The sequence below is a fragment of the Pseudomonas sp. PDM03 genome (genome assembly GCF_014852385.1).
Taxonomy (GTDB): Bacteria; Pseudomonadota; Gammaproteobacteria; order Pseudomonadales; family Pseudomonadaceae; genus Aquipseudomonas; species Aquipseudomonas migulae.
In genome coordinates, this window is sequence record NZ_JACVBM010000014.1 from 112622 (window position 1) to 132057 (window position 19436).

19 protein-coding genes are annotated in these 19436 nt (G+C 58.6%); 15 read left to right on the forward strand and 4 right to left on the reverse strand.

All coding sequences use genetic code 11. The annotated features are described in order from the left end of the window. Positions 1–3 precede the first annotated feature (3 nt). From IB254_RS19370 to IB254_RS19390, 5 genes are all read left to right on the forward strand, one after another. Complete coding sequence (locus tag IB254_RS19370; protein WP_225602420.1) at positions 4–810, forward strand: alanyl-tRNA editing protein; 807 nt, start codon at positions 4–6, stop codon at positions 808–810. A 25-nt stretch (positions 811–835) separates the two neighbouring features. Beyond that, positions 836–1735: a hypothetical protein gene (locus IB254_RS19375; protein ID WP_225602421.1), complete on the forward strand. Its 900-nt coding sequence runs from the start codon at positions 836–838 to the stop codon at positions 1733–1735. 142 nt (positions 1736–1877) lie between these two features. Then, a complete protein-coding gene (locus IB254_RS19380; RefSeq protein ID WP_192418878.1) occupies positions 1878–3260 on the forward strand; it encodes an FAD-binding oxidoreductase in 1383 nt (460 codons plus the stop codon). Between the two features lie 38 nt (positions 3261–3298). Then, complete coding sequence (locus IB254_RS19385) at positions 3299–4534, forward strand: ATP-grasp domain-containing protein (protein ID WP_192418879.1); 1236 nt, start codon at positions 3299–3301, stop codon at positions 4532–4534. Next, the gene (locus IB254_RS19390) at positions 4531–5715 is read left to right on the forward strand and encodes an MFS transporter (RefSeq protein WP_192418880.1); all 1185 of its coding nucleotides are present in this window, start codon (positions 4531–4533) and stop codon (positions 5713–5715) included. The genes IB254_RS19385 and IB254_RS19390 overlap by 4 nt, the downstream gene beginning before the upstream one ends. A gap of 15 nt (positions 5716–5730) precedes the next feature. Here IB254_RS19390 and IB254_RS19395 read toward each other — a convergent pair whose 3' ends face one another. Further along, complete coding sequence (locus IB254_RS19395) at positions 5731–6645, reverse strand: LysR substrate-binding domain-containing protein (protein ID WP_192418881.1); 915 nt, start codon at positions 6643–6645, stop codon at positions 5731–5733. A 225-nt stretch (positions 6646–6870) separates the two neighbouring features. On the opposite strand from IB254_RS19395, the gene IB254_RS19400 reads away from it, so the two are divergent. The 5 genes from IB254_RS19400 (at position 6871) to IB254_RS19420 (ending at position 12783) form a co-directional block, all read left to right on the forward strand. Beyond that, positions 6871–8361: an aldehyde dehydrogenase gene (locus IB254_RS19400; RefSeq protein WP_192418965.1), complete on the forward strand. Its 1491-nt coding sequence runs from the start codon at positions 6871–6873 to the stop codon at positions 8359–8361. 21 nt (positions 8362–8382) lie between these two features. Continuing rightward, entirely contained in the window at positions 8383–9753 is a 1371-nt protein-coding gene (locus IB254_RS19405) for an aspartate aminotransferase family protein (RefSeq protein WP_008041264.1), read from the forward strand. A 406-nt stretch (positions 9754–10159) separates the two neighbouring features. Beyond that, positions 10160–11146, forward strand: a complete 987-nt coding sequence (locus IB254_RS19410) for an ABC transporter substrate-binding protein (RefSeq protein WP_192418882.1) — start codon at positions 10160–10162, stop codon at positions 11144–11146. 9 nt (positions 11147–11155) lie between these two features. Continuing rightward, the gene (locus IB254_RS19415; RefSeq protein ID WP_008031757.1) at positions 11156–11959 is read left to right on the forward strand and encodes an ABC transporter permease; all 804 of its coding nucleotides are present in this window, start codon (positions 11156–11158) and stop codon (positions 11957–11959) included. Next, on the forward strand, positions 11947–12783 hold the full coding sequence (locus tag IB254_RS19420) for an ABC transporter ATP-binding protein (RefSeq protein ID WP_008031755.1): 837 nt from the start codon (positions 11947–11949) through the stop codon (positions 12781–12783). The genes IB254_RS19415 and IB254_RS19420 overlap by 13 nt, the downstream gene beginning before the upstream one ends. 125 nt (positions 12784–12908) lie before the next feature. Here the strand turns inward: IB254_RS19420 and IB254_RS19425 are convergent, their stop codons facing one another. Both IB254_RS19425 and IB254_RS19430 read right to left on the reverse strand, forming a co-directional pair. Continuing rightward, on the reverse strand, positions 12909–13988 hold the full coding sequence (locus tag IB254_RS19425) for an endonuclease/exonuclease/phosphatase family protein (protein WP_192418883.1): 1080 nt from the start codon (positions 13986–13988) through the stop codon (positions 12909–12911). 66 nt (positions 13989–14054) lie between these two features. Further along, the gene (locus tag IB254_RS19430; RefSeq protein ID WP_032828940.1) at positions 14055–14729 is read right to left on the reverse strand and encodes a YciC family protein; all 675 of its coding nucleotides are present in this window, start codon (positions 14727–14729) and stop codon (positions 14055–14057) included. A 179-nt stretch (positions 14730–14908) separates the two neighbouring features. Between IB254_RS19430 and IB254_RS19435 the strand changes: the two genes are divergently transcribed. From IB254_RS19435 to IB254_RS19450, 4 genes are all read left to right on the forward strand, one after another. Next, on the forward strand, positions 14909–15652 hold the full coding sequence (locus IB254_RS19435) for a DUF2076 domain-containing protein (protein ID WP_192418885.1): 744 nt from the start codon (positions 14909–14911) through the stop codon (positions 15650–15652). A gap of 127 nt (positions 15653–15779) precedes the next feature. Continuing rightward, complete coding sequence (locus tag IB254_RS19440) at positions 15780–16259, forward strand: NYN domain-containing protein (protein ID WP_008031749.1); 480 nt, start codon at positions 15780–15782, stop codon at positions 16257–16259. Positions 16260–16281: 22 nt separating this feature from the next. Continuing rightward, positions 16282–16893 (forward strand): PolC-type DNA polymerase III, encoded by a 612-nt coding sequence (locus IB254_RS19445; RefSeq protein WP_008031746.1) that lies wholly within the window; start codon positions 16282–16284, stop codon positions 16891–16893. A 301-nt stretch (positions 16894–17194) separates the two neighbouring features. Continuing rightward, the gene (locus tag IB254_RS19450) at positions 17195–17719 is read left to right on the forward strand and encodes a Bro-N domain-containing protein (protein WP_192418887.1); all 525 of its coding nucleotides are present in this window, start codon (positions 17195–17197) and stop codon (positions 17717–17719) included. Between the two features lie 152 nt (positions 17720–17871). On the opposite strand, the gene IB254_RS19455 is transcribed toward IB254_RS19450, so the two are convergent. Beyond that, the gene (locus IB254_RS19455) at positions 17872–18327 is read right to left on the reverse strand and encodes an Lrp/AsnC family transcriptional regulator (protein WP_008031743.1); all 456 of its coding nucleotides are present in this window, start codon (positions 18325–18327) and stop codon (positions 17872–17874) included. Between the two features lie 163 nt (positions 18328–18490). On the opposite strand from IB254_RS19455, the gene yedA reads away from it, so the two are divergent. Beyond that, positions 18491–19417 carry a drug/metabolite exporter YedA gene (yedA, locus tag IB254_RS19460; protein WP_192228035.1) on the forward strand — a complete coding sequence of 309 codons (927 nt, stop codon included), beginning with the start codon at positions 18491–18493 and terminating at the stop codon, positions 19415–19417. Positions 19418–19436: the final 19 nt, after the last annotated feature.

Consider the following 19436-nt stretch of genomic DNA (forward strand, 5'->3'; position numbering starts at 1 on the left):
GCCATGGAAGCCCTCGATGATTCGCGAGGGCTTCCAGCGCAACCCGGTAAGACTTTACTCGAGGTAAAAATGAGCGAAACGCAGCCTTTATTTCACGAAAAACCGTATCTGAAGCAACTGGAATGTCGAGTCGACTTGCTTGAACGCGACGACGCGGGTCTTCCTTTTGCGCTCCTTGGCGAGACAGTTTTCTACCCGCAAGGAGGCGGACAGCTCGGAGATCGAGGCGTGTTGAATATCCCGGGCCCAGGGAAGGATGAGGCATTGCGCGCGTTGGAGATTGTGTCGACCAAGAAAAGGGATGATCAGATCAGGCATTACTTGAGCGTTGACGATGAGGCGTTCACGCTGCTGAGAGAGCGCGCGATTGGCCAGCAGGCTACGGCAACGCTTGATTGGCCATTGCGATATCATCAGATGCGTCTTCATTCGGCCATGCATTTGATGCACTGCATGCTGGAGCAGACGCTTGGGCGGTCGATTCCACACCCGGTACGTTCTCCGTTGAGTGACGACGGTGGGGAGAATCAATACGAGTTTATCGCAGAGTTCGACGAAGATAGTCTGAGGCGGGCGACGGATGCCTTGAACGAGTTTTGCTCTGCAAGTCATGAGATTCGTACGGAAGCGGATACGAGCAAAGGACATGGATTTCGTTGGTGGCAATGCGAAGACTGGTCAATTCCCTGTGGGGGAGTTCATGTGCGTAATACGCAGGAAATAGGCGTGGTAACTTCCAGTATGAAAATCAAGAAAAACACGACCAGAGTGGTTGTCACTCTGTCGGCAGAGGCTGAAGAGCTTGGATAGTAAACGAGCGTTTGGTGCGTTTCTCATGCAGTTGCGGATCGAAAAGGGACATCTGAAGGTTTCAACGTTTCTCGATGAGGTCAATATTCCATTTTCGGCCAATTACTATCGTGACGTTGAGGCAGGAAGGAAATACCTGAGTATTGATGCCGCAGTGGAGTTGCATGACCATCTTGGTATCGACGCCTCAAGCAAAGTCAGTTTTGATTATTTTTGGCATTACTTCAGAGACTTGCTGCCCGCTAACGTCCACGAGATGTTGTTTGGCAAAGGTGTCGAAGTCACGGATCTTTCCTCCAGGCTTGAGCTGAGAGAGCATGATTCGAAAATTTTACGTCGGGCGCTGAGTTTAAGTCGGTATGAGCGTGAGTTCATCATCACCGAAGAGGTGATCGCAGCATTCGAAGCGAACTTTGAACTGCTGCCATTGATGACTTATCTCTATATGGTGGACAGTGCCTCCGTTGCTGAAATCCAGTTGGTGTGCCAGCAAATTGGCCTTGCCTACGATCAACAGACGGAAGCTTTCTTGAGCCTTGTCTCAAAAGAACGAACAGCACCTGAAGATCCCTTTGTTCGTCATGCACCAACGCTGAGGATGCCCAGAACAGTTGATGCGTTGAGGTTAAAGGATCAGTTCCTGCGCCATGAAGTGGAAAGGTCGCTGCTCAAGCCTGAAAAAAGTGAATACTTTGATGTTTCAGGTTCTTTCAAATACAGCTCGATGGTGACACTGAAAGACGCGGAAATAGAACAGATTCAAGACCGTCTTGTGGATCTTTTCTCTCTCATTGAAGTGCATAACAAGTCAGGGCATCAGCTCGAGGACTCAGGCGCCCAGCCTTATTTCTTCGGGTTAATTGTTTCTGGCCGTTCGGAGTACGACGGGCGTGCGGCCCGAAAGACCAAAAGTACCAAGGAATGAACATACAGGAGGCGGGTGTCATCGCCTTCTTTGTTCGCTGATTCGCGACCGTCGACCGCTCACAGGAGTGCGCGGGATAGCGCGGTGATCCGGCAGATAAAAAGAAACCTGGCAGTGATCAGTCAGAACAGGGATGAGACTAATGAATACTCTGGTTGTTGAAAAACTCCGTCAGCTGTTTGGCGAACGTTTAAGGCTACAACAAGGCATCAGGCAACAATTCTGTCAGGCCCCCCCTGGTATCGATCTGAGCCCTCCCGATGCCGTCGTTACCGTGCGCAGCGAGGAGGAAATCGTTCAGGTTGTACGGCTCTGTCGTGAATATGGCGTTGCGGTGATCCCGGTGGGCGCCCGCTCATCCCTCGAGGGGCAAATCAACGCGCCATGTGGTGGCGTATGTGTCGATTGTTCAGAGATGAACGCGATCCTCGGCGTAAACGTTACCGACATGAGCGCAACTGTTCAGCCGGGTGTCACCCGTGAACAGCTGAACAGCTATTTGCGTGATACGGGGCTGTTCTTTTCAGTCGATCCCGGCGCCAACGCTTCCATGGGGGGAATGGCGGCGACACGTGCGTCGGGTACCAACTCCGTTCGTTACGGGACGATGGCTGCCAATGTCAAAGCCGCACGCTGGATCATGGCGGATGGGGCAGTGGCTGAAATTGGCTCCAGAGCGCCCAAGTCAGCCATGGGATTGGACCTGCTGGCGATCGCTGTGGGATCGGAGGGAACCCTTGGCGTATTCAGTGAGCTGGAAGTCAGGTTACATCCATTGCCGGAGGCCATCGTCGCAGGCGTCTGTTCGTTTGACTCTGTCGACAGCGCGGTACAGACGGTGGCAAGTGCGCTCGGGCAAGGCCTCTTGATTGCACGGATCGAGTTGTTGGATGTCACCGCTGTTCGCGCGTGCAACGCCTATTCCCCCTCTTTGTGCTTGCCACAAACACCCCATCTTTTCCTGGAGTTCCACGGGGATAAGTCCTCGGTTGCCAGTAGCGTTGAAATGTTCACGGTTTGCGCTCGTGAGCACGGGGGGCAGGTCAAGGTTTCTGATCGCCTTGAAGAACGCACGGCCTTGTGGAAGGCCCGGCATGACGCCTGGTGGGCATTTCACGCGTTCTACAAGGGGCGCAAGGGGCTGGCCACCGATGTCTGTGTTCCGCTGTCGTGCCTGAGTGCATGTATCAGCGCCACCGCGGCAGACATCGCCGCTTCCGGGCTTGACGCACCACTCATCGGCCATGTAGGGGACGGTAATTTCCACTTACTGGTCATGCTTGAGGAAGGTGAGGATGAAAGTGTGGAGATTCAGGCTTTCCTCAGTCGATTGTCGAATCGGGCGTTGTCGTTCGGCGGCACGGTCAGTGGCGAGCACGGCGTAGGGCAAGGAAAAGTGAAATGGATGTCGGCACAACACGGCACGGCGCTCCAGGTCATGCGGGCAATCAAATCGGCATTGGACCCGGAGAACATCCTGAACCCCGGAAAGATGTATCGGCCGCTAACCGTTGAAGCTCAATAATCGTCGTTTTTTCATTTTTATGGATGGAGGTGAAAGATATGCGTCATGTTTTGATAGTTGGTATTAACAAGGTATCCATCAAGTATGTTTGCGATGCGATTCGCAGTGCAGGGTTCGAGCCGATACTTTCCGTTGACCCTTCAGGTTTTCACGGAGCAGCCAAAGCTGTATTCGAAGGGGTAACCTGCATTCCTGCATTTACCGACACAGATGCCCTGTCCGGTTACTTGAAGGCCAATGAAGCGCTGGTTGGAAAGATCCACAGCATTACAACCTTTTTTGACGAGCTGTTCCCGGTTGTCTCGGCGATTGCCCAAAAGTTCGGCTTCAACGCGCCGCCAGCGGTATTTGCAAGACTGTCATCAAAGGAGTTCGTGGGCGGCTTGATACCCGAGCACGTTCCGGCCGAGTCCTGTGTTGCACTGGCTGATGGCGATTTCGTGCTTCCCTGGCTGACGCCAGGTGTGAAAAATGACGTAGTCCTCAAGCCCGCGGTCGGCTCCGGTGCGGTGGCAACGACCATGCTTTCAATCGCGGCGGACGTTGATCCTGCCAGTGTGATCAAGTCGGCCATCCTGGAGAGCGGAATCGACGATCCCGAAGGCATTGCGTGGATTGTCCAGGCGCACTGCGTGGGTGACCTTGTGAGCATGGAGGGCTTCGTTCAGGACGGACGGGTTGTCTTCCTTGGGCTGTCCAGACGCGATCGTGTCGGGTTCACTGAAGTCGCCAATCAGTTTCCTGCCAACCAGCTTATCGACCAATCCGTTCGTTCGAAAATCGAGACAGCAGTGCGCGATCTGGTTTCGCGTTCTGCGTTTGATAACGGTTTCTTTCATTGCGAGTTCATCGCAACACCGTCCACGGCCTATCTGATTGACGCCAATATGGGGCGCCTGGGTGGGGCGAGCATCGTCGAGCAGATTGCATTGGCCTATGACCTGCCGCCTGCAACCGTTCTACAGCATGTTGCGCTGCTGCCGCTGGGATTGCTGGATGCCACGCTGGAATACAAACCGGTTGAAGAGTGCCGGCAGACCTTGAGCTATTGGTATTGCCTGGACCACGAAGCAATCGTGCATGACTGGGAGGTTCCGCAAATGGCTTCCATTCATACGCCGATCGCCAACGTCGGCAGCGTGATCCAACCCATCGGCACTTCCGATTATGCCTGGATCGGCATGCTCACCGGCTATGCAGAAGTTGTCGTGCGCGAGATCGGCCAAGTGCTGGTCCATACTGATCGTGGCCCTAGAAGACCGGTATTCAAATGATCTACATCGTCCGGTTTCTATCGTCCGCCGCATGGAGTTGCTTTTATCCATTCATGGCTATCTGGCTCAATGCAGCCGTGGGCCTCAGTACCAGTGCTGCCGGCATCGTCGTCGGCTTTGCAATTGTGTCAAACCGCATAGGTGCACTGGCCTTTCAAGGTGTTCTGGACAAGGTTGATCGCCGCCTGGAAATTGCACTGGCATTACTGTGCGTGGCGGTGGCCGCGTTATTGATGCTTGTTACGGCTGCGATGGGAATCACCAACGTATTGATCTGGGTGGTGCTTGTCGTAGTGTTCGGCGTGGCCAATTCGATCGCTACGATTTCGCAGATCTCCTATATCGTCCAGTACTTCCGTGAGGGCGAGCACGAGCGAGTACTTTCCTACGAGAATGTTGCAGCGAACGCCGGCGCCGGTGTTGCCCCCTTCATCGCATCGTTGATACTGGCCGGGGCGGGTTACTGGTTTGTTGCCTTGCCATTGCTTTTAGGTGTGCTTGCAACTGCTTCCACCACGCTGGTTCCTCACATGGCACGCTCGGCAGGTCTGGAGTTTGGCGATCGTTCTTCCACAGTGGACGGATCCGAGGCGTCCCCTAAAGTTGTTGCATTCATGGCAATCAATTTTCTGACCATGATTGGCTATGCGCAGTTTTATTACGTGTTTCCAACCTATGCGACCGAGCGCTTCTCCAGTGAGTTGGTGGGGGTACTTTTCCTGGTGGCCAGCGGGATCATCATTTTCAGCCAGGTTTATATAACGTCGCTCTCGCAGCGAGTGTCTCGCTTGTGGCGCGTCATCGTTTCAAACATGTTGATCGGGACGGGATGCCTGCTGTTGATCATTTCATCGCAAGCTCAGGCGATTCTGTTTGTCGTGGTGGTTTTTATCGTTATTGGCGAGATGATCTGTGGCCCGTTGTATCAAGCCCAGGCCGTCAAAATTTGGAAAGGGCGCAGCTCTGTCGCGATGGCCGTCCAGACCTGTGTCTGGGGAGCGGCCGAGGCAACCGCAGCGGTGCTCGGACTGCTGGCTGTCGCGCAAGAGCTCAGCTTCATGTCCTTCCTGTTGGGATTTGCCGCATGCGTGATCGCAGCCGTGGGGGCATGGGTATCGATTGCCTTGAAGCGTCCACTCATCGGCATCGAAATCGAGCGCAGGTCACCTCAGGTTTCCTGAATGGGGCCGGGGCATTCAAGCACCGGCCTTGGCCGTCAACTGCTCCCGGCAATAGTCGGCAAACAACTGCGCCGGTTTGGTCAACTGCCCGCGCTTGAGCCAAGCCGCCACCAATCCCGAGCCGGTGACGTCTTCGACGATGTCCACGCACACCACTTTCTGCCCGTCGTAGGTGCATTCCGAGTGCGGGCGGGTGACCAGGATCGAGAAGCCGAACCCTTGCCCGACCATGCCCCGGACCATCTCGATCGACGGTGAGCTGAACGCAATGTTCGGCGACAGGCCCAGTTCTTCGAACAGGCTGACGAAGTAGGTCCGGCTCGGTTGCACGTCCAGCAGAATCATCGGCTCCAGGCACAGATCCCGCAGGGACACTTGCTTGAGTTGGGCAAAGCGATGATCCGCCGGCAGCAATGCATAAGGCCGCTGCGCTGGCATCAAGGGTTCGGTTTCGATGGTGGCGTCGAGGTCGTGTTCATAGAGGATCGCCAGGTCGAAGGTGCCCGAGGTCAGGCCTTGCACCAACTCCTGCTGCTCGCCGTCGCGGATGCGGATTTTCACACCGGGATACAGCGCCGAGAACCCGGCAATCAATTGCGGCAGGTACAGCGGCGCGACGGTTTCGAAGCAGCCGATGTCGATTTGCCCGGCCACCACGTCATTGTCGGCCAGGGCGTTCTGTTCGAACTCCTTGGCCATGCGCAGCAGTTCCTGGGCCTTGCGGTAGAAGCGTGCGCCGCTGGGCGTCAGGGACACGCCTTGGGCGTGATGACGGATCAGCAATTGCACGCCGAAGCTGTCTTCCAGGCCTTTGATCGCCGTGGAAATGGCCGGCTGGGCGATGTACAGCTTGCGCGACGCCTCGGCAACGCTGCCGCATTCGACGGTGGTGATGAAGTACTTCAATTGACGCAGGTTGTAGGCAGCCACGGCAAACCTCGGGGTGGATGGACTCGACATCCAGCAATTTTTGCGCCGACTGCGTCCGTTCTGACGACGGTGTTGTTGTGCCTGAACAATAACCACATACCGCACGACCGGGGAGATGGGCTGCCCAGTTTTTTCATGGTCTGCGAAGACATTTTTACTATTTTTCCTCGACACGGGCCTGGGCCACCATCCAATTCACAAGAAAAGCCCATGGAGCATCTGAACGTGTTCGAGCTTACCTACTGGCAAAACAAGGCCGCTGCGCTGGCGTTTCCCGACCAGGCCCTGATTGATGGCAAACCCCGTTCGGCGCAGTCGGGGCAAACCTTCGCCGCGATCAACCCGGCCACCGGCCAGCGCCTGGCCAACGTGACAGCGTGCGGTGATGACGAAGTGAACGCCGCTGTCAAAAATGCGCGGCAGGTGTTCGAGGCCGGCACCTGGTCGTCGCGTTCGCCAAACGAGCGCAAGCAAGTGCTGCTGCGTCTGGCCGATCTGATCATGACCCACCGCGAAGAACTGGCGCTGCTGGATTCGCTGAACATGGGCAAGCCGGTGATGGACGCCTACAACATCGACGTGCCGGGCGCCGCCGGGGTGTTTCGCTGGTACGCCGAAAGCCTCGACAAACTCTACGACCAGATCGCACCGAGCGCGCAGAACGTACTGGCGACCGTCACCCGTGAAGCGCTGGGCGTGGTCGCCGCCGTGGTGCCCTGGAATTTCCCGCTGGACATGGCCGCATGGAAACTCGCGCCCGCGCTGGCGGCAGGCAACTCGGTGATCCTCAAACCCGCCGAGCAATCACCGTTTTCTGCCCTGCGTCTGGCCGAGTTGGCGCTTGAAGCCGGCTTGCCAGCAGGCGTGCTCAACGTGCTGCCGGGCCTCGGCGAGCAGACTGGCAAAGCCCTCGGTTTGCACCCGGACGTCGATTGCCTGGTGTTCACCGGCTCCACCGAAGTCGGCAAATTTTTCATGCAGTATTCCGCGCAATCGAACCTGAAACAGGTCTGGCTGGAGTGCGGTGGCAAGAGCGCTAATCTGGTGTTCGCCGATTGTCAGGACCTGGATCTGGCCGCCGAAAAAGCTGCGTTCGGCATCTTCTTCAATCAGGGCGAAGTCTGCTCGGCCAACTCGCGGTTGCTGGTGCAGCGTTCGATCCATGACGAGTTCGTCGAGCGCCTCAAGGCGCAGGCCGAACGCTGGCTGCCGGGCGATCCGCTGGACCCGTCGAGCAGCGCCGGGGCGATTGTCGACAGCCGCCAGACCGCGCGCATCATGAAGTTCATCGAGCAAGCCCAGCGCCAGGGTGCGACCAAGGTGTGCGGTGGTCGGCAGTCGATTTTCAACGGCTCCGACAACTTCATCCAGCCAACGATTTTCACTAACGTGAGCCCGGACATGCCGCTGTTTCGCGACGAAGTGTTCGGCCCGGTGCTGGCGATCACCGCGTTCGATGACGAGGCACACGCCTTGCAACTGGCCAACGACAGCGTCTACGGCCTGGCCGCTTCGCTGTGGACCGACGACCTCAATCGAGCCCACCGCGTAGCGCGGCAATTGCGCGCCGGCACGGTGTCGGTGAACAGCGTCGATGCGCTCGATGTGACGGTGCCGTTCGGCGGCGGCAAGCAGTCCGGTTTCGGCCGTGACCTGTCGCTGCACTCATTCGATAAATACACCCAGTTGAAGACCACCTGGTTTCAACTGCGCTAATAACAAAACGGAGAACTGGCGATGACCACACCACGTGAAACCCGCGACTACCAGGCCGCCGACGCTGCGCACCACATCCACGCATTCGTCGATCAGAAAGCGCTCAACGATGAAGGGCCACGGGTGATGGTCCGTGGCGAGCGCCTGCACCTGTGGGACAACGATGGTCGGCGCTACCTCGACGGCATGTCCGGGCTGTGGTGCACCAACCTCGGTTACGGCCGCAAGGATCTGGCGGCGGCAGCGGCTCAACAGCTTGAGCAATTGCCGTACTACAACATGTTTTTCCACACCACTCACCCGCAGGTGATCGAGCTTTCGGAGCTGCTGTTCAGCCTGCTGCCGGGGCACTACAGCCACGCGATCTACACCAACTCCGGCTCCGAAGCGAACGAGGTGCTGATCCGCACCGTGCGCCGTTACTGGACGATCCTCGGCAAGCCCGAGAAGAAAGTCATGATCGGTCGCTGGAACGGTTACCACGGTTCGACGCTGGCAGCGACGGCGCTCGGTGGCATGAAGTTCATGCACGAAATGGGCGGCATGCTGCCGGACATCGAACACATCGACGAGCCGTACTTCTTCGCCCATGAAGGCAACCTGACCCCGGCTGAATTCGGCCTGCGGGCGGCGCAGCAACTGGAAGCGAAGATTCTCGAACTGGGCGCGGACAAGGTCGCCGGGTTTATCGCCGAACCGTTCCAGGGCGCGGGCGGGATGATCTTCCCGCCAGAAAGTTACTGGCCGGAAATTCAGCGGATTTGCCGTAAGTACGACGTGCTGTTGTGCGCCGATGAAGTGATCGGTGGTTTCGGTCGCACCGGCGAATGGTTCGCCCATGAGCACTTCGGTTTCGAGCCGGACACGCTGTCGATTGCCAAGGGGCTGACCTCCGGCTACATCCCCATGGGCGGGCTGATCCTGTCGAAAAAAATGGCGCAGGTGTTGGTGGAGCAGGGCGGGGTGTTTGCCCACGGCCTGACCTATTCCGGACACCCGGTGGCGGCAGCGGTGGCCATCGCCAACCTCAAGGCGTTGCGCGATGAAGGCGTGGTGACGCGGGTCAAGGACGACATCGGGCCGTACCTGCAACAGTGCTTGCGTGAAGTGTTCGGCAATCACCCGTTGGTGGGGGATATTCAGGGTGTCGGGATGGTGGCGGCGTTGCAGTTGGCCGAAGACAAAACCAGTCGCAAGCGCTTTGCCAACGAGAACGACATTGCCTGGCGTTGCCGCACGATTGGCTTTGAGGAGGGGGTGATTATTCGTTCGACGCTGGGGCGGATGATCATGGCGCCGGCGTTGATTGCCAGTCGGGAAGAGGTTGATGAGTTGGTTGGGAAAACCCTGAAAGCGGTTGATCGTACGGCGCAGGAATACGGGCGGCTTTAAGATTGCCGGAAGGTCCTTCGGACCTTAATCGCCGGCAAGCCGGTCTCACTCCCACATTGGAACTGTGTTGACCTCGGTAGAGAGGGCAGCATAGAACCCCCTGTGGGAGCGAGCCTGCTCGCGATTGCGTTAGACCATTCAACACAACTCTCATGTTTTGCACTCACCCCGTGCACCCCCGCCAACCCCGCCCTTTTACCGCGCACGCTACCCAGTTTTTTCATCACTCCCACCGACATATTTCCTAATTTTCCTTCTCCCCACCTTGGTCCAACATCGACCTCGCCAGTCAGCCGAGCACTGCCCACCAAAAGGTCCATCAGAGACCACAAGTGGCAGCGCTTCTCCAGGGCTGCTGGCCGTACTGCCCATGACAAAACTAAATCAACAGCTTTGGGAGTGCTCCATGATCAAGTCCTTGCTAACCCGCGTCGCTCATCCACTGGCGGTCACCGCCATCGCTGCCTCGGTCGCCACCAGCGTCCAGGCCGGCACCCTGTCCATCGGCCATACCACATGGGTCGGTTACGGCACGCTCTACCTCGCCCAGGACCTGGGCTACTTCAAGGAAGGCGGTTTGACCGTCGAATTGCCCGTCGTCGAAGAGGCTTCGATGTACATGGCCGCGCAAGCCTCGGGCGAATTGTCCGGCTCGGCGTCGACCATCGATGAAGTACTGAAATACCGTCCGCAATTCTGCTTCAAGGCCGTAGCCGCACTCGATGACAGCCATGGTGGCGACGGTGTTCTGGTGGGCAAGGACATCAAGAGCCTGCAAGAGCTGAAAGGCAAAGCCGTGGCGGTGAACGAAGGCTCGACTTCGCAGTTCTGGCTCTCGTACTTGCTGAAAAAACACGGCATGAGCATGAGCGACATCACCGTGCAGAACATGACGGCCGACGACGCCGCCACCGCGTTCATCGCCGGTCGTGTGCCTGCCGCCGTGACGTGGGAACCGCACCTGTCGATGGTGCGTGACAAGAAACAAGGCAAAGTCTTGATCGACAGCAGCAGCACGCCAGGCGTGATCGTCGATGTGGTCGCGCTCAACTGCACGGTCATCGAGAAGCAGCCGGAAGACGTCAAGGCGTTGGTCGCCGGTCTGTACAAATCGGTGCAGTACACCAAGGACCATCCGCAGGAAGCCTACAAAATCATGGCCAAGGGTGTTGGCGGCTACCTCGCCGATCCGAAGGAACTGGAAGCCGCCGCGCAAGGCGTGCGCTTCTACGATCAGGCCATGAGCGAAAAACTCCTGGGCTCGCCGGGCAAGCCGGGTGACAGCGAACCGTTGATCAAACTGGCCAACGAAACCGCCAGTGAATTGCAGGGCAAACCCTACAGCGTCAGCAATGACGACCTGATCGACAACCGTTTCGTCAGCCCGCTGTAGGAGGTTCGCATGTTCAAGCGCAATTCATGGCTGAGCCGTTGCATCACGCCCAAGACCGGCTTGCCGGTTTCGGTGATCTGGAGCGCGAGCGGCCTGGCCTGGGTGTTGTTGGTTGGCCTGTGGGCCGGGTTGTCTTACGGCGGCGTGGTGCCGGGCATGTTCTTGCCGACGCCGGGCGCGGTGGTCGAAGCCGCCGTGCGCCTGAGCCGCGACGGCACGCTCGGTTTGCACGTGTGGGCCAGTCTTGAAGTGGTGGTGGTCGGTTTCGTCGTTTCGTCGCTGGTGGCGGTGCCGCTGGGGTTGCTGATGGGCAGCTTCCGCATCGTTCAGGCGTTCCTCGAACCGATGGTCAATTTCATCCGCTACCTGCCGGTGACCTCGTTCGTGCCGCTGTTCATTCTGTGGATCGGCATCGGTCTGGAGCAGCGGGTCTCGGTGATCATCTTCGGCGTGTTTTTCCAGCAACTGGTGATGATCGCGGACGTGTCCAAAGGCATCTCCAAAGACCTGATCAACGCCTCTTACACACTCGGTTCGAACCGCCGCGATGCGGTGTTGCATGTGATCGCACCGGCCTCGTTGCCGGGTGTACTCGACACCTTGCGCGTGACCATGGGCTGGGCCTGGACGTACCTGGTGGTCGCCGAGCTGGTCGCCGCTTCCAGTGGCCTGGGTTACCTGAGTCTTAAAGCCATGCGCGGCTTTCAGGTGGATGTGATTTTCCTCGCCATCGCGATCATCGGCCTGTTGGGCCTGGTCACCGATCAACTGTTCCGTTTCCTTCGTCTGAGGATTGCCGCATGGGCTCAGTAACCGCCGTCAACCCGCGTATCGTCACACCGATGGCTGCCCCGGCCTACGCCGCGCCTCGTTTGCAAGTGGACAAAGTCAGCCTGCGTTACCAGAAGCCCGACGGCGGCGTGTTCACCGCGCTGGATCAGGTTTCGTTCGAAGTTCCGGATCAGCAGTTCGCGGTGCTGGTCGGGCCGTCGGGTTGCGGCAAGTCGAGTTTGCTGTACCTCACTGCCGGTCTGAACGAGCCCACGGAAGGCGAGATCTACGTCGGCGGTCAGCAAGTTCAAGGGCCGGGCGCGGATCGCGGCATGGTGTTCCAGAGCTATACGCTGTTTCCGTGGCTGACCGTGCGACAGAACGTCGAGTTCGGCCTCAAACGTCGCGGCATGGCGGCGGCGCAGCGCAAGGACATCGTCGATTACTACGTCAATGAAGTCGGCCTCAGCGGGTTCGCCGACAACTACGCCAAGCAGTTGTCGGGCGGCATGATGCAGCGGGTGGCGATTGCCCGCGCTTTGGCCAATGACCCGCAAATCCTGCTGATGGACGAACCCTTCGGCGCCCTCGACAGCCAGACGCGCCTGCAAATGCAGCAGCTGTTATTGCGCGTTTGGGGTAACAGCAAGAAGACCGTGCTGTTCGTGACCCACGACATCGACGAGGCGATTTTGCTGGGTGATCGGGTCTACGTGATGGGCGCCAGGCCAGGGCGGATCAAGCAGATTCTGGACGTGCCGATTGAACGTCCCCGGACCCTGGACATGGTCATGGAGCGCTCATTCATCGAGATGAAACGCGATATTTTCGGGCTGCTGCATGACGACCTGGAGGAGGTCCATTGAACAACGCGACCCCTTGTAGGAGCCGGCTTGCTGGCGATGGCGTCGGTACCTTCAACGATGATGTTGCCTGACACACCGCTATCGCCAGCAAGCCGGCTCCTACAGGGTTCTGTGTTTGGCAGGGGTTACGGCGCAGCCGGCAGGAGGAAACGCGCAATCACCGGCAGGTGATCGGAGATCCGCAAGGTATCGTCCTGTCGCACCGTCGCCTCGACCCGTTTGATCCGAGGGCTGTAAAACAGGTAATCGACGGTGCGGTCCGGGCCGTTCAAGCCTGGATCATTCGGGTAATGCGTCAGCCACCGCGCCCGATCGATGCCGCTGGCTTCATTGTTGGTCGGGATCATCGGGTACTTGTCCCACAACAGGTGCAGCGCGCTGTCGGCGGAGTAGGGCGTGCGTTGTTCGGTGGGCAGGCGTCGATATTGCCCCAGCGGCAACAGGTTGAAGTCGCCGCCGATCAGCCACGGGGTGCTATGGCTTTCGTATTTGTCGAGGACTTTGGCCACCGCCGTCACCTGGGTCTGTAGCGTTTCGTCAGGTTGGGTGGCACGGTCCAGATGGGTGTTGAGGACGGCCAACTGCCCGCCGTCACTCAACGGCAGGTAAGTGGCCAGCAAGGCATTTTTCGGCTGGAACTGACGGCTGATGAAGTTAGTCGGCGCGACCGGCAATTGCAGGCGTTCAGCGTGTTCGATCCGGTAGCGGCTGAGGGTTGCCAGTTGCCGGCCGACACTGCCGAAGATGTGCGGTTGCGGCACGAAGTCGGCTTTCCAGTCGAAGGCATGGGCGCTGCACGGATAGAGATCGGCGAGGCGTTCCTGAAGCAGTTTGAACTGGTTCTGGTAATCGCTGGCCTTGGCGCCGTCATCGAGCTCTTGCAGCAACACGAGGTCCGGTTGTTCGTCGCGAATCACCCGCGCCACTTCATCGAGGCTGAAGGCCATGTCTTCAGTCGTCGGTTTTTCGTCGTCGCCGGCGGCCAGGTCATTCCAGAACACATAGCGCTTACCCGCCAGGTACTGAACGTTCCAGGTCATCACTTTCAACGCCTGGCCGGGCACCAGTGTCGGTGCTTGAACGTTGCAACTGACGGGCAAAACTTCCTTGGCTTCGGGGCGCCAGGTCAGGCTGTAGATCAGCAAGGCAATCAGGCCGATTGCTATCAACAGGCCCAGCAGGGTGTAGCGCAGTAGTCGGGTCATGGCTCGGCTTATAGCGTTACAAAAGATGGATCCGAGCATAACCGAGTGCCGGGCCGAAGCCCACGATCAGAGCGGCCGGTCGATTTTCTCGGGAACGTCGCTGATCAGCATGAACAAACGGAACAACACCACGCTGGTGAACAGTTGCAGGAAGCTGTGGGCGCTGTCGATCAGCAGGGAAATCACCGGGTTCTGCGGTTCCGGATACACGTTGAGCGTCACACCCTTGAGCACCCACAACGGGCCCATCACACACAGGATGCACACCAGAATCCGCAGGAAATGACCGCGGGTCAGGCGCAGGCTTTCTTTCATTGCCGCCAGCGGCGCCAGGCCGCGCAGCACCAGCAGGTATTCGCTGAACGCCAACGTCACCATCAGCCAGATGCCCGGCAGGAAGTACAACGACAGGCCGAGCAGGATCATCAATGTATTGAGCGCCGTGAGCAGGGCGAAGCGCGGCCACAGGTACGCGGACCTCGCCAGCAGGTCACGGTTGCGCGGCGATTCGCCACGGCTGCGCGCGTCGAGAAACAGGATCAGCGCGGCGGTGTACAGCGGGTACACCAGCAGGCCGACGATCACGCTGACGCCGGGAAAGCTGTCCGGCACGGTGTTGTGGTCGACCACTTGTTGCAGCAGCGCTTCGAAAATCACCAGCGGCAGGCACAGCCGCACGATCTGGCTCAGATTGCGCTTAAAGAAATACAGCGAGTCACGCAGTACATCGAACGGATTCATCAGTCGGTATCGCAGGTTGAAAGCAGTGGTCCACTTTAACCGATGCAGCGCGTCGGGACGCAAACGTAAACGTTCAGTAAAGCTCATTGAAACAACTTGTTTCAGCCTCCATTAAGGTCGAGCACCGTATCCTCCTTCGAGAAGGTCAACGATTTTCCCCGGCAATCTACGAGGTCGCCATGAACACTGAAGAACAAACCCTGATCGATGGACTGTTTTCCCGGCTGCAACAGGCCGAAACGGACGCAGCCCCGCGCGATGCCCTGGCCGAGGCGCGGATCAAGGAACATCTGGCTCGCCAACCCGCGGCGGGCTACTTCATGACCCAGGCGATTCTGGTGCAGGAGGCAGCGATCAAGAGCCTCGACGCACAGAACAAGCAACTCACCGAGCAAATCCAGCAATTGCAGGCCGAACTGCAATCGGCCAAGTCCCAGGCACCTGCTCCGGCGCCGAGCAGCGGTGGTTTCCTGTCGAGCATTTTCGGTGGCAGTTCCCGTGAAACGCCTGCGCCAAGTGCACCGCCCTCCAGCGGCGGCTGGCGTGAGCCGGGGCGGCCGTCGTACAACGCGCAGCCGCCACAGCAGAATTTCGCTGCACCGCCACCGCAGCAGAACTACGCGCCGCAACAGCAGGCGCCGGCGGTTGGCAGCGGTTTCCTCGGCGGCGCGCTGAAAACTGCAGCCGGTGTGGCGGGTGGCGTGATGCTGGCACAAGGCATCAGCAGCCTGTTCCATCACAACCAGCAGCCGGAAGTGGTGGAAGTGATCAAGGAAGAGCCGGCCCAGGTCAACGACCACGGTGGTGACAACGGCTGGGGCGATGACCAGCGCGTGGCTGACAACTCCCAAGACTATGCCGACACCGACTACAACGATGACAGTTCATCGTTCTTCGGCGGCGACGACGATTCCTTCGTCTGAAACGCCATTCGTCCGGAGCGCTGCGGCGCTCCGGGCCGATTATTCGCGGAACAATCCTCCAGGCTGGCATACTGGGCAACTTTTCGGGCCCGGTGCCTGATCCCGCCTGCGCGAAAGAGGATGCACGGTGAAAAAAATTGCAGTGTTCGCCGATGTCCAGAACCTCTACTACACCGTGCGTCAGGCCTATGGTTGCCACTTCAACTACGCCGCGCTGTGGGCTGACATCAGCAAGCAGGGCGATATCGTCGAAGCCTATGCCTACGCGATCGATCGCGGCGACAGCAAACAGCAGCAGTTCCAGCAGATCCTGCGCAACCTCGGCTTCACCGTGAAGCTCAAACCCTACATCCAGCGCAGCGACGGCTCGGCCAAGGGCGACTGGGACGTGGGCATCACCCTCGACATCATGGACGCCGCCGATCACGTCGACGAAGTGGTGCTGGCCTCCGGCGACGGTGATTTCGACATGCTGCTGGAACGCATCATCGCCAAGCACGGCGTACAAGCGGTGGCCTACGGCGTACCGGGCCTGACAGCCAACTCGCTGATCCGCGCCGCCAGCCGCTACGTGCCGATCGAAGGCGCGTTGCTGCTCAAGAATTGATTTTTACGGAGTTGAAACAGGTTTGGAACGCATAGCAGTCATCGACTTTGAAACCACCGGGATCTCCCCGAGCAGCAGCTGCCGGGCCACGGAAATTGCCGTGGTGATCCTTGAACAGGGGCGCATCGTCGAGCGTTACCAGAGCCTGATGAACGCCGGCGTGCGTGTCCCGGCCTTCATCGAACAACTCACCGGTATCAGCAACGCCATGCTGCGCACCGCGCCGTCGGCGGAACAGGTGATGAACGAGGTCAACGAATTCGTCGGCACCACGCCGCTGCTGGCGCACAACGCCGCGTTCGACCAGAAGTTCTGGGACTTTGAACTGGGGCGGATCAAGCGTACGCGGTTGCAGAACTTCGCTTGTTCGCTGCTACTGGCCCGTCGATTGATGCCGGCTGCGCCGAATCACAAGCTCGGCACCCTCACCACCTTCGCCAGCCTGCCCAACACCGGCAAGGCTCACCGGGCGATGGCCGACGCAGAGATGGCGGCCAACCTGACGGCGCACCTGGCGCAGGAGTTGCGGCAGAAGCATGGGTTGCGTGAGTTGTCCCATGATTTGTTGGTCAGCTTGCAGAAAGTGCCGGCGGCCAAAATCAACGAACACCTCAAGCGCCATCGCGGATTCTGAAAACACCGCGACCCCCTGTAGGAGCCGGCTTGCTGGCGATGGCGGTTCGTCATTCAACATTGATGGCGGCTGATACGCCGCAAATCGCCAGCAAGCCGGCTCCTACAGGGGCGGTGTCCGACTTCAACTCTTATGTTTAGCCACGCCTCAAATCCGACGATCGATCCTACCGAACTTTAAGGATTGTCCGTCTTGCCGCCCATTTGCGGCATCGATAACCTCTGGGACGTCGCTGCCAATGCAGCGACCGGGACTGCAAGCCCGAATTCTTTAGGGGCATACTTGGTTCGGAGATTCGCCCATGGTCACATTCACCCCCGGCACCCCTGAAAACGCTGCTGAGCCCGCGCAAACACTTGCACGCGCAGCTCACTTCGCCCACAAAACGTTCATCCGTCACCACATTCAACTACGTTCAATTTTGCTGCATGCAGAAGCGTGGTTCTGTGCGCGCGATATCGGCCGGCTAATGGGGTTGGAGCTAAACGGAAGACAAGCCCTCAAGCTCGATGCAGATCAGCGGCAGATGATGCGTTTGTCTGGAAGCGATGACGCACAAGAGACATTGATGCTCAGCGAGTCAGGTGTATACGCGATGTTGATCTATCACTACTGCCCGGAAAACCGCCATTTGCGCCGTTGGTTGACCCACCATGTAGTGCCGATGTTGCGGGAGGAGGCGGGACCTGTTTCGGCTCAAGCGCCGCATATGCCGGCAATGGAGTGGGCTGGCGGAACGTTGCGGCTGCTGCATTGGCGCAAAGAGCCTTGGGTTCGGCTGCGAGATATGCCGAGTGTGTTATCCGCAGGTTATAGCGGCGTTTGAGAGATCGTTTCGCGGGCAAGCCTCGCTCCTACGGGTATACATAGCTCTTGTAGGAGCCGGCTTGCTGGCGATGGCGGTTCGTCATTCAACATTGATGTCGACTAATACACCGCTATCGCCAGCAAGCTGGCTCCTACTGGGTTCGTGTTGGATCAGGGCTTTCCATTGGCTTCCAACTGTCCCAACGGCACGCGCTTCTCTATTGCGCTCGACAACACAATCGACGTCTTGCTGAACCCGAACGTGGCAATCCGGTTGATCAGCTCTTCCAGTTCCGGCATCGAGCCCACCGCCGCTTGCATGATCACGCATGGATCACCCGTCACCCGGTGGCATTCGGTCAGCTGAGGGATTTTGATCAGGTCGTCGTAGGCTTTCTGATTACCGTGCTGGTTCAGGCGCAGTTCGATCACGCATTGAATCGGCAAACCCAGCTTGGCCATGTCGACTTTCGCCTGATAACCGGTGATCACCCCGCTGGCCTCAAGTTTGGCCACGCGCTCGGCCACGGCCGGGGCGGACAGGTTCACTTTGCGTGCGAGGTCGGCGTAGGACGCACGACCGTTTTCCAGTAGGGCGCTAAGGAGCATGCGGTCGTATTTGTCCATAGTCCATTCCTGAAAAATGACTGACTTTCGAAAGCATGGTTTATAGCGCTGATCTCCGTGATTTGAAAAGTGTACCGGCGCTATAAACAGGTTTTGTAACTTATTTTCTGCTGTTCGCCTTTCTAGAATAGCTATTCATTTGTCCTTGCCTGCGAGCTACCCCATGCCTGGCCTCCGTCGTTTTCCCCTACCGTTGATCGCTGCCTTTTTCGCCTTGTACGTGATTTGGGGCTCGACTTACCTGGTGATCCGTATCGGCGTGGAGTATTGGCCGCCCTTGTTGCTCGCCGGTATTCGCTTCGTCATTGCTGGCACGTTGATGTACGCGTTCCTGCGCTGGCGCGGGGCGCCGGCACCGACTTGGGCGCAGTGGAAAGCGGCGGGGATCATCGGGATTTTGCTGCTGGCGTGCGGTAACGGCGGGGTCAGTGTGGCGGAGCACATGGGCGTCGCTTCCGGCGTCGCGGCATTGGCGGTGGCGACGGTGCCGTTGTTTACCTTGCTCTGCGGATATTTCTGGGGCGCGCGTAATACTCGTCTCGAATGGGCGGGGATTGTGCTCGGGCTGATTGGCATCGCCATGCTCAACCTCGGTTCCAACCTGCAATCGAGCCCGCTGGGTGCGATGTTGCTGATCTTTGCGGCGGCGGCCTGGGCGTTCGGTTCAGTCTGGAGCAAACACTTGCCGTTGCCCCAGGGCGCGATGGCCAGTGCCGTGGAAATGCTGGTGGGCGGCGTGGCGTTGCTGATCGGCAGTGCGATGAGTGGTGAACATCTGGAAGCCATGCCACCGATTGAAGGATGGGCGGCGCTGGCCTATCTGACCTTCTTCGGTTCGATCATCGCCTTCAACGCCTACATGTACCTGTTGAAAAACGTACGTCCGGCAGCGGCCACCAGTTATGCCTACGTCAACCCGGCGGTGGCGGTGTTGCTGGGGATCGTGTTTGTCGGCGAGACCATCGGCATCGAAGAAGCCCTGGCCATGCTGGTGATCATCAGTGCCGTGGTGTTGATCGGTTTGCCGCAGTGGCGCCGGGCGCCGGAACGACCTGCTGCGGTGGTGCAGACAGAATCGAGTGTGAATTAGGGTAAACTGCGCGCCATTG